Raw genomic sequence first — 10,415 nt, 5'->3', positions numbered from 1 at the left:
CGTCAGCCTTCAGGCTATCGCCAGCTGACCAGCCCGGCTCTCGCCGGAGAACGCGGTAACCCGCCGCCAGCTACACCACGCCAGGGGACACGATCGTTTCTACAAATTCCGTCGTAGTAGCCGCCGGCGCCAGAGCAATGCTCGGGAGGTGGCACGGCAAAGCTTGCCAGGCCTGACGATGCATCCCCGGCGAAGCGCCTTTCACCGATGCGACGTCGATCTACCGATTCAGCCAGTCACGCTCGACCGGACGACAAGGTTCTGACCTCTTCGTCCGCACGCGTAGGGAGCTGTTGGAAACGGCTTTGCTGCACCGAGCTTTACGCCATCACCGAAGACGTGGCCTCCATGAGCCCATCTCCAGTAGGCCGCCGCCGAACGCAACTCTATTGCTGAGCACGTAAAGGCCAGGGAATGCGCGCCGATCACTCGGCTGGTCTTCGAAAAGCAAACCTGTCCGTGGACTGCGCCCATCGATCGCCAACGATGAACTCCGAGCCAGGGCCTGAGCCATTGCCCTGGTCCATCGAGAACCTCTTGCTTGTCATTTTACGAGCCAGCCTGTCCTTGGGACCGACCAACTTCGCCGCGATAAAGGCCGCTTCCGTCCGATTACGCGCACAGAGCGCGCGCAGGAGTGCCGCTGTGTGGATCTTGCTGGTGCCTTCCGCGATGCTCAGCTCGCGCGCGATCTCTTTGTTCGACATTCCCTGAGCCAGCAGCGGAAGAATTTCGCGTTGCCGGCGCGTCAATCGCAGAGCTTCCAAATCGAAGTTGACGGTCTGAGGGGGCTCTGGTCGGCTCACATCATCATCCGCCAACCATCGCGGAACATAAATGCGCCCAGACAGCAGATCACCGACTGCCGACAGCAATTCCTCATCCGCCTGAAGCTTGGGCAGGAATCCGTGAAAGCCGGCCGAAAGACATTTCAACACATCCGTGCGGCTGCTCGAAGCCGACATCACCGCGATACGCGTTGCGGGTCTCAAGTCGACGATTTCCGAGAGGACCGCGAGCGAACGTTGGTTGAGACTACCTAGATCGATCAGGATCAAATCGATGCTTGTCTCAAGCTCGCAATTCTCGAGCTGTGACGCGTCTACGACACGGGACTTCTTAAAACGGGCCTCGATCACGTCTCGGAGGCCACTGCGATAAACACTATGCTGATCAACAATCAGAATAACAGCCACTGCGCAATCTCCGAACAATCCCGTACTCTTACCCGGGACTCTCACATCGTTGGCAGTCTGAACCAATGAAACGGCAATATGACTTCGATACTCTGCTCGGTGTTCCTTCCCTTCTGCATTGCGGAAAATATTATGATTTGTTGGAAAAGAGTCAACTGATTATAAATATCGTTTACGGACGCTGCCGCGCCGATGGCCCCACATGGTTCCATCGGCATCGGCAAATGAGTGAACCTTTTCGGCGCAGAGGACACTAAGTGCGCGCAATCGCCGGAAGGAATTCGGGAATTGGCGTCCAGCGCAAGTGAGGATCCAACTGCTCGGTATGCTGCAGGTGGCGAAGCTCCGACAGGCGCGTAAACGGCGCGGCATTGAAGGTGGCTTCGTCCAATTGGATGCGCTCAAATACCCCCCTTAACTGTCGTGCACCACGTTGCGCATTCCACTGACAACGGAAACTCGGCATGTGGGCCTTGATCTTCGCAAAGGAGACCCGATAGCTGCGATTGTCTGGGCCACTCGGGCCGAAGGAAAGTTCGCAGCCGGTGAAAGTGTCGTTCACGATCTCCGCGATCTCTCGCACCGTATAGTTCTGACTTTCATCGCCGACATTGAACGCTTCGGCGCAAACCGCTTCGCGCGGCGCGTTCAGAGCGCACAGGATCGCCTGGCAGATGTCCTCGATGTGGACCAAGGGTCGACAGGGCGTGCCGTCGCTCATGACGCGAATCTTCCCCGTTGTGAACGCCCACCCTGCCAGGTTGTTCAGGACGAGATCGAAGCGCTGCCGGGGAGACGCTCCGAACGCGGTCGCGTTACGTAGAAACACGGGCGTGAACCGGGAGTCGGTCAGTTCGACGAGATCGCGCTCGACGAGCACTTTGCATCGCGCATAGGCCGTCTGAGGTTCGCAAGAGGACGTCTCTGATTTCACCTCGCTGCCGGCCGCTCCATAGATGCTGCATGAGGACGCATAGATGAATCGCCCGATGCCCGCCTGCTTGCATTTGCGGGCAAACTCGACGGAGCCACGATGGTTGATCTCCATCGTGATCGCAGGATCATTCTCCCCCAGCGGATCATTGGAGAGCTCCGCCAGGTGAACCACGGCGTCAAAGCCCTCCAAATCAGACGGCGACAGCTGCCGCGTGTCGCGCGACATGACCATTGGACGAGTCCTGCCGTCATCGAACAGCCAGCCGCGGCGGTAGAGACCCGTGTCGATCCCGACCGCATCGTAACCCTGATCAAGCAGTCTCGGGCCGAGCACCGCCCCGATATATCCGTCAGCTCCAGTGAAGAGAACGCGCATTTGATTCATCTCCTCAAAGGATCGCCCGATCCGGGATGGCGGGGTGTTGTACATTGGTGCTTCCGCTGGCGACGGCATCCTTATTCCAGACGCACCAGGGTGGATCTCCGCTATCCCAGAGATCCTGCAGAATGGCCTTGTCGCGCAGGGTATCCATATTCTGCCAGTAGCCGCGGTGCCTGTAGACAGCGAGTTGGTCCTGCTCGGTCAGACGGGCAAGAGGCTCGTTCTCCCAGCTCGTGCTATCGTCGTCGATGAGATCGAGGGCCTGAGGTTCGACGACGAAAAACCCGCCGTTGATGACCTGACCGTCGCTCGCAGACTTCTCGCGGAAGCCGGCCGCGCGGGGGCGGTCAGACGAGAGATTGATCGCGCCAAAGCGGCCGGGCAACTGGACCGCGGTGACCGTCGCCAGGGCCCCCTGTTGATGGTGGAATTTGATTAGCGCACGGATATCGACGTCGCCGACGCCATCGCCGTATGTCATGCAGAAGGTCGAATTCCCGAGATGCTCGCGCACTCGCTTGATGCGTCCCCCGGTCATCGTCTTCTCTCCGGTATCGACCAGCGTAACCTGCCAGGGCTCCGATCCGTTTCGATGCATTTCGACGCGGTTCCGCTGAAGGTCGATCGTGAAGTCTCCCTGATGGGACAAATAGCTCATGAAATAGTCTTTGATCACCGTACCCTTGTAGCCACAGCAAATGACGAACTCGTTCAGGCCGTGGTGGGAATACAGCTTCATGATATGCCACAGGATCGGACGACCACCGATTTCAACCAGCGGCTTCGGGACTACCGAAGTGTGCTCGCTCAATCTCGTACCGTAGCCACCGGCGAGAATAACAACCTTCATAGGGATCTCCTATCCTGGGTTCCCCACCGAACGTGCGCGAATGCATTTTCGGATGGCGCAGCCCGGACCGTAGTTGGCTGCGGCACGACCGAGTTGATGACCGTCAACTCGGCAAAGCAGCGCCGGTCGATACGGTCCCCCTTGTCATCACAAGCGTTCGCGCACAGGACGATCTGGCGTTCGTCAACTTGCCGATCCGAGCTGCCAATGTTCGAAGTTCGAGGCGAACGCTACTACCCTGGCGGGCACGCGACGACATCGATTGGTGACAAGTAGGAAGCCGGCGAAGGGACGACCCGCAGGATTCGAACTCCCTGCGCGTCTCATAGGCGGTCGCCGTCATCCTCTGTCACTCAGCGACAGTCAGTTGCTGTCCGCCCGCCGAACAATTGTTCTATGATGGCGTACCGAAGCCCGTTGTCCGGCTTGCCGTCCCCGCTTCCCTCAGCGGACTCCGTATGCTGGTTCTCGCCTTCCTGTGCGGAGTGGCGCTGTTGCCCAATCGAACCCGGATCGCTTTTTCGCACCGGCTGCTTCTGCTCAGCTTTGTCGGCTTCGTTGCTTCCGTGCTCGCCTCGAACCGCAACAGAGAGGATCTGGCCGCACTCTTCGTCAGCTATCTCACGGTGGATCTCGGACTGCTCAATTTCAATGTCGGACTTGTCGCTCGGCGGCCGATTGCGCATGGCATCTACCTTACGCATTTACCGTTCAGAGAGGGAGGCCATTCTTCTCACTTGGCTCCAACGTTTCCGATCGAGTTGACGATGCTCAATAGTGCGCGGCGCAATGGTAGCGGACGCGACAATCTCTCGTCGCACCGATTCTGGCCACCGCACTCCGATGCCCGAAGTCTCAAATGTCAGATGCGGCATGCGCCTCGCCGAGGCGGGACAATTAGACGCAACGCGCTCAATGTGCGACCCCCGCACAGTGCGCGAAAGACAAGAACGGCCGATATTTCCACGCGATAGCAGAGCTTGCGGTCCATCGGCTCCCGCTGCCTCGAGAGGTAAAGGCGGCCATATGACGGCAATGATAGGAGCGCGCCTCACTGACACCCCATTCGGCAACAAATCAATCACATTGACGACAGATTCTGTTGCAAGCGTGAAATCGCGAAATGCGCTGGAATACATTTGCAGGTCGTCTCTCTGAACGACCGGTTGCTCGAAATGAGTGCAGTCACAGAAGCTGCGAAGAGTTCGCCGCGACACAGTCGGTTGAACTTTTTCTGGCTTGGTTCATGCTTACGGGGAAGGCTCAGAGTGATTCGGTAAGTCCGATTCGGTGGTGCAAGAGATGGCCGCAGGGCGTCCGGCCCCAGCTCTTGCAATTCTCGAGTATCAGCAGAAGCAGCAGGCGAGCGGCGTGAGGTCGAGCATGCGTTCTGGCTGTCCGCCTTCGCGGTCGGCGTCGAACGTATGCCGTACAACACAGTCATCTCACATCACAAATTTGAACGACTAGGAAAGGTGAAATGGGGATTTCGTTATCAGAGCTGATCAAACAAAACACGCTTGGACAGAGCGAGGGATATCCAGCCGGTGTTCCGCACAGCTGGAATTGGTACAAGGGTTGGAATCCTGATGGACTTCTAACCCCGCCTGCCGACTTCACCGCGGTCGAAGGTTGGGGGCAAGTCTATACGGAGGAAGGGGCTCCCGCGTCCCCAAATTCGGACGTCGAAATCGCGAACGCAAAAACCTACGTCCACATCAAGGAGACCGGCCAGTGGTTGCTGGTTCAGGACCAGTCAAAGGTCGGGATCGGAGGCGGACATTTCGTCACGGATTTCAACGGTAACTCAGGTTACCCGATGAAAGTGACAACCCTGGCGAGCGGAGCGGTGAGCTTTGATGCGCCTCCGACCGGATACAACGATCATTTCTGGTATGGATCGCGTGGGACTTATGCGGCAGGTACGGTCGACGGCGTTTACGTCCAGATGGACATGAGGCAGACCGACCCCAACGCGAATCTGGTGGGAATGGTTGGCGTGGACTGGTGGCGCAACGCGTCAGCTCCGTATCTTCACGACCACAGCAACAATCCAGGTGTTGGTAGCAGCAACTGGGTTGAGCTATCGACGCAATGGAAGACGATCGGCTACTATTCCATGAGCACGGCGGCGTTCCAGGCAAACTTGCCTCCGCCTCTGCTTGGATCTACCCAACCGCCTCCAGTCGATTCTCCCGACACGCTAGCACCGGCATCGCCCAAGATAGTCGCAATCACGCCGGATGCGGGTACCGTCGGAGACCAGGTCACCAATGCCAAACAATTGACGTTGAGCGGAACGGCAGAAGCGGGCAGCACCATCAAGGTATTTGAGGGCTCGACCGTAGTTGGTACGGCCAAGGCCAATGCGAGCGGCACCTGGAGCCTGACCACCGCCCAGTTGCCAGATGGGAACCATGCCTTCACCGCGACCGCCACGGACGCTGCAGGCAACGTCAGTCCAAAATCGACTTCTCTTGCCATGCGGGTGGACACGCTCGCGCCGGTGGCACCCAGGATCACGGCATTCACACCGGATACCGGTACCGTCGGGGACAAGGTGACCAACGTCAGCCAATTGACGCTGACGGGCACAGCGGAAGCAGGCAGCACGGTCAAGGTCCTTGAGGGAACATCCGTCTTGGGCACAACTCAAGCTAACGCAGCCGGCGCCTGGAGCCTGACGACAGCCCAGTTGGCCGTCGGGAACCACGCGTTTACTGCGATGGCCACCGATGCTGCGGGCAACGTCAGCACGAAGTCTGGTGCCCTGAATGTGACGGTGAGCGAGCCCCTCATCTCACCGCCGGCAAACGGAAAGAACCTGCTGGTCAACGGGTCGTTCGAGACGACGGACTCGTCGCCCCTCGGTGAGGGCCGCTGGGGAGCTTACCAGTCGATTTCGGGCTGGACCGCGATCTCCGGCGGCACCATAGAGCTCTGGAACAATCTCAATGGAGTCAGGGCGAGCGATGGCGGCAATTTTGGCGAGCTCGACTATCTCGGTGCTCGAGATGGATTCTATCAGGACGTAAAGACCGTCGCGGGACAGGTTTATCAACTGTCCTTCGATGCACGCTCGCGCCCCGGTTTCACCGGTGCAACCTGCTCGATCGAGGTGTTGTGGAATAACGCGGTCATCGCGACCGTTCCACCCGGCAGCGACTGGACCAACTATGACTTCAAGGTCGTGGGCACTGGCAGCAACGATCGCCTGACCTTCCGCGAAGCAGCCAGCCAAGGTAGCGATGGCTTAGGTGCCCTCTATGACAATATCGAGCTCACCGCCGCCACAGCGGCGCCAACCACTCCGCTGCCGGAGATCGGGGATAAGAATCTCCTGACGAACGGGTCTTTCGAGTCATCTTCGCTGGCGCCCGGCGGCTGGGCGGGCTTCGATGCCATTCCCGGTTGGCAAGCCATTAGTGGCGGAACCATCGAGCTCTGGAATAATCTGAACGGCGTGACAGCAAGTGACGGCGGAAATTTCGGCGAACTGGACTATCTCGGAGCCCGTGATGGACTTTACCAGGATGTGAAAACGGTCGCCGGTCAGCAATATGCTCTTTCCTTCGACGCGCGCTCACGGCCGGGGTTCTCAGACTCGACATGTTCGATCGAAGTCCTCTGGAATGGCTCGGTCGTTGGGGTCGTTCCGCCAGACGCCGACTGGAAAAACTATGATTTCACGGTGACCGGGACAGGCGGACAAGACCGCGTGACATTCCGCGAGGTTGCGAACCAGGGTGGTGACGGGCTCGGTGCGCTCTATGACAATGTGTCCCTGGTTGCCAAGCCGGCAAACCCGGCCTCGGCGTCCCTGCTGAGCAGTGCAAGTCAGGCAGTCGCGCTGATGAACCAGTATACCGCAACCGATGCGATCACGACGGGTGCAGTGACGAGTGGGCCCCTTGCAACCGATACGACCAATTTACTCTCGCAGACGCTCTCGTTGCCGGCACAACACTAGTTTCCGGGCAACAGGCCAACCAGATCGCGGGGCGCCGTTTACGGCCCCCGCGTGTGGCGATGCGACCAAGAGGAAACGTCATCGCGCTTTAGGTGCTTGTTTAAGCGTGATCTTTTCGGAAAACCGCTGCGGACCGGATCATGCTTTGGCGGAATTGATAGCCGTCAACTCCGACATGCCTGTATCAGCCTAGATGATGCTGGGCGCGCTCAGAATATTGCCGTTCGCCGTCCATACGATATCGCACATGGAAGGAGCCGGCCATGCATTGCAGCAAGTCCACCTCCGATCGGAAGCCAAGAAACGCCGGGTCGAGCCGCTCGTGGCGGTTGCCGCGACGACAGTCCTGACAACCGAAATCCATGACACACTCGGGAAATATCATGGAGTGTTCTCCCGCGAGCTCTGCCAGTAGAGCCGTGAACAGTGCACTTTCGGCAAAGACCGACCAACCTTACGTAACGATTGCAATTCCGACATACAACAGGGCCGCGCTGTTGAGAGGATGCATCGCATCTGCCTTGGCGCAGACCTACCCTCATTTCGAGGTTCTCGTCTCGAACAACGCTTCGCCGGACGATACGGCACAGATCTTGGGCGAGTTTATCGACCCGCGATTGCGCGTCATCACCCAGGATACGAATATCGGCCTGCTCCCGAATTGGAATGCGTGTCTCGCGAATGCCCGAGGCGACTACATCATCTTCGTATCCGATGACGACAGGATCATGCCGGAGCTGCTCGAGCGATGCGTAACGCTCATTCGCCAACACCCGCAACTTCCGATCGTCATTACCCTGAGCAATCTTCACGCGGCCTCACTCGGTCAAACGCGCTCCCCGCGGGTCAGCCGGACTCTCGATACCGGCATTCGGGACGGCACTGCGATTCTGAATGCGTTCCTTACTGACCAGATCACCGTTAATATGTGCGGCGTGGTGATGCGCACCGCCCTTCTGCGCGAACGTGGCGGGATCCCGCTCGATCTGCCGCACACTGCCGACGTCGCTGCATGGGCGCCGCTGTTGCTTCTTGGCAAGGCCGGTCTCGTCAACGAGGCCTGCGCAACCTACACCTATCACGACGATTCCGAGACGGCTCGATTGGGGGTGGAACGGCTTCTGCACGACGGACGCAAGGTAGCCGACTTGATCGCGCACACTGCGGAGACCTGTGTTCAGGACACACAGCTGCGCAAGACCATCCAGCTCCAGGCTTGGCGTTGCTTCTCACGTCGCGGGTTGATCGCGCTGACAGACGTTCGCAAGAACGGAGCAAGCATGCTCGATATGTTGAGCATGGCCTGGCACTTCCGCCGCGATCTCCACGGTGTAAGCCTGCAAGCAGTCCTTCGCTTCGCTGTTGTCGCCCTTTGTCCGCCGCTTCTCGCCGCTCGCCTGCGCCGTCTGAGGCGCGGCACCCCGGAACAACTCGCTTAACGGCAATGGCACGAGTTATGATCCGTCTCCCCGCACACGATTCCGTTACCAAGTGCAAAACGGTCGGCCACAACTTATCGGATTGAACCGTTATTGATAGCCCTCAAATTCGTCCGGCTCTCGCACCCATAGGCTGACCCAGGATTCACTGGTTTTCCGATCAAGCGAACCGAACGCGAGATCAAGGCGATGGTGACGTTATGTCCAATTCACAGCCTGCATCATGAGCACACCAGCCCTGCCCAATTCACGCAGCCGCCTCCTCGTCGATCTCATGGTCATGGCCATGCGGGCGAGCGTCATGGGCTGCAAATTCGGCCTCGCCCTGTTCATTGCACGCTATCTCGACCTGTCGTCGCTGGGTTTCTACGGCCTCGCCGCCGGCGCGATCGTAGCTGTTCCGATCGTGGTCAACCTTGGCATGAACCACCTGCTGATGCGCGACGCCGTAACGGCCTCCACCGGCGAAATGATCGACAGCATGCGCCACTATTGGACCTTCGTGGCCTTTGCCTACGCGGTCCTTCTGACGATCACGACACTCTTCACCGTCCTCGTCGCCACCTCGCCTCTCTGGATCCTCATCGTAGCCGTGATCATGCTCGAGCACGTTGGCAATGATATTTTCTACCTCCTTTCCAGCTTGCAGCACCACGTCTGGGCAAACGCCATCGGCTTTATCCGCGGCGCGGCCTGGATCCTGATCTATATTCCGCTCGCTATTTGGGACCCCAGCTTCAGATCGCTTCCGTATCTGTTCGGCTTCTGGTTGGTGGGAGGTGTCGCCTCGGTGGGACTGTTCGCCTTCCTGAGCCGGTCATGGCCATGGCTGGCATCCTTCTCTCAGCCGTTCAGGCTTGGGGTGATCACCGACGCGATCCAGAAGTCCTTCCTCATGCTGCTGAGCGACCTCGGCTTTATTACGAGCCAGTATATCGACCGCTACCTGATCACATTGTTTCTCGGTTTGAAGGTCGCCGGCATTTACTTCCTCTTCTGGACGGTCGGCAATTCTGCAACCACATTCCTGGCTCTCGTCCTGCAACAAAAGCAACGACCATCGCTGATCAGCGCATATCGGACTGGCGGCTCCGCTGCGCATCGCCTGCTGGCCTGGCGCTTCCTGCAGACGACCGCGCTCGCGACTGCTGCACTTAGCACAGCGATCGGATTCACTTTCCAGGTGCTCCTGCCATGGGTCGCCCAACCCGGGCTTGTCGCCCAGTGGTCGGCATTCTGGTTGATCGTGGCTGGGCTGGCGGTGCGCTATATGGCCGATTTCGGAGCCTTGGGCCTGTTTACGGCGCATCTTGACCGTCTGACGACGGTCACGAACCTGGCCTCAGTAGGCATTTTGGTGTTAGCGCAATTGGTGCTTTTGCCGTTCGCCGGGCTCCATGGCGCCGGAGCAGCAGTCCTGTTGACATCGCTTATCATCGCACTATGGCGCTACTGGCTGCTGTTCGGCTTCCCGAGCTCGAACGCCTATTCTCGTCAAGTGGGCGCCTAATTGCAGATTCAGAGCGATCTCAGAAATGTCCAGAAACTGGTCGTAGCTAGAACCATCAGCGTGGTCAGTGCGCTTAGACAGGCACCGCGATGCGGGATGCCGGGCCGTGTTCTTGTTCACATTGATCGCGAT

At 58.7% G+C, this 10,415-nt stretch carries 8 protein-coding genes; 3 read left to right on the top strand and 5 right to left on the bottom strand.

The window, feature by feature from the left end:
• Positions 1-425: 425 nt before the first annotated feature.
• The 4 genes from EDE08_RS18765 to EDE08_RS18750 form a co-directional block, all read right to left on the bottom strand.
• Positions 426-1,196 carry a LuxR C-terminal-related transcriptional regulator gene (locus EDE08_RS18765; protein WP_131869896.1) on the bottom strand — a complete coding sequence of 257 codons (771 nt, stop codon included), beginning with the start codon at positions 1,194-1,196 and terminating at the stop codon, positions 426-428.
• A gap of 253 nt (positions 1,197-1,449) precedes the next feature.
• The gene (locus tag EDE08_RS18760) at positions 1,450-2,562 is read right to left on the bottom strand and encodes an NAD-dependent epimerase/dehydratase family protein (protein WP_245524822.1); all 1,113 of its coding nucleotides are present in this window, start codon (positions 2,560-2,562) and stop codon (positions 1,450-1,452) included.
• Positions 2,522-3,364 carry a glucose-1-phosphate cytidylyltransferase gene (gene rfbF / locus EDE08_RS18755; RefSeq protein ID WP_131869898.1) on the bottom strand — a complete coding sequence of 281 codons (843 nt, stop codon included), beginning with the start codon at positions 3,362-3,364 and terminating at the stop codon, positions 2,522-2,524. Before rfbF ends, EDE08_RS18760 begins: the two co-directional genes overlap by 41 nt.
• Before the next feature lie 353 nt (positions 3,365-3,717).
• Positions 3,718-4,068, bottom strand: coding sequence for a hypothetical protein (locus EDE08_RS18750; RefSeq protein ID WP_131869899.1), 351 nt, complete (start codon positions 4,066-4,068; stop codon positions 3,718-3,720).
• A gap of 776 nt (positions 4,069-4,844) precedes the next feature.
• On the opposite strand from EDE08_RS18750, the gene EDE08_RS18745 reads away from it, so the two are divergent.
• Positions 4,845-7,334 (top strand): Ig-like domain-containing protein, encoded by a 2,490-nt coding sequence (locus tag EDE08_RS18745; RefSeq protein ID WP_131869900.1) that lies wholly within the window; start codon positions 4,845-4,847, stop codon positions 7,332-7,334.
• Between the two features lie 184 nt (positions 7,335-7,518).
• Here EDE08_RS18745 and EDE08_RS18740 read toward each other — a convergent pair whose 3' ends face one another.
• A complete protein-coding gene (locus EDE08_RS18740; protein WP_131869901.1) occupies positions 7,519-7,719 on the bottom strand; it encodes a hypothetical protein in 201 nt (66 codons plus the stop codon).
• A 34-nt stretch (positions 7,720-7,753) separates the two neighbouring features.
• On the opposite strand from EDE08_RS18740, the gene EDE08_RS18735 reads away from it, so the two are divergent.
• The gene (locus EDE08_RS18735) at positions 7,754-8,773 is read left to right on the top strand and encodes a glycosyltransferase family 2 protein (RefSeq protein WP_502700620.1); all 1,020 of its coding nucleotides are present in this window, start codon (positions 7,754-7,756) and stop codon (positions 8,771-8,773) included.
• A gap of 223 nt (positions 8,774-8,996) precedes the next feature.
• Entirely contained in the window at positions 8,997-10,283 is a 1,287-nt protein-coding gene (locus EDE08_RS18730) for a lipopolysaccharide biosynthesis protein (RefSeq protein ID WP_131869903.1), read from the top strand.
• Positions 10,284-10,415: the final 132 nt, after the last annotated feature.

The organism is Bradyrhizobium sp. R2.2-H (genome assembly GCF_004346455.1).
Classification (GTDB): domain Bacteria; phylum Pseudomonadota; class Alphaproteobacteria; order Rhizobiales; family Xanthobacteraceae; genus Bradyrhizobium; species Bradyrhizobium diversitatis.
This window is presented reverse-complemented; position numbering and strand designations above follow the sequence as displayed.

Bases quoted from the DNA above. Each gene is read 5' to 3' on its own strand.
- EDE08_RS18760 (WP_245524822.1), bottom strand. From the start codon at position 2,562: ATGTACAACACCCCGCCATCCCGGATCGGGCGATCCTTTGAGGAGATG.
- rfbF (WP_131869898.1), bottom strand. From the start codon at position 3,364: ATGAAGGTTGTTATTCTCGCCGGTGGCTACGGTACGAGATTGAGCGAG.
- EDE08_RS18730 (WP_131869903.1), top strand. From the start codon at position 8,997: ATGAGCACACCAGCCCTGCCCAATTCACGCAGCCGCCTCCTCGTCGAT.
- EDE08_RS18745 (WP_131869900.1), top strand. From the start codon at position 4,845: ATGGGGATTTCGTTATCAGAGCTGATCAAACAAAACACGCTTGGACAG.
- EDE08_RS18740 (WP_131869901.1), bottom strand. From the start codon at position 7,719: ATGATATTTCCCGAGTGTGTCATGGATTTCGGTTGTCAGGACTGTCGT.
- EDE08_RS18750 (WP_131869899.1), bottom strand. From the start codon at position 4,068: ATGCGTAAGGTAGATGCCATGCGCAATCGGCCGCCGAGCGACAAGTCC.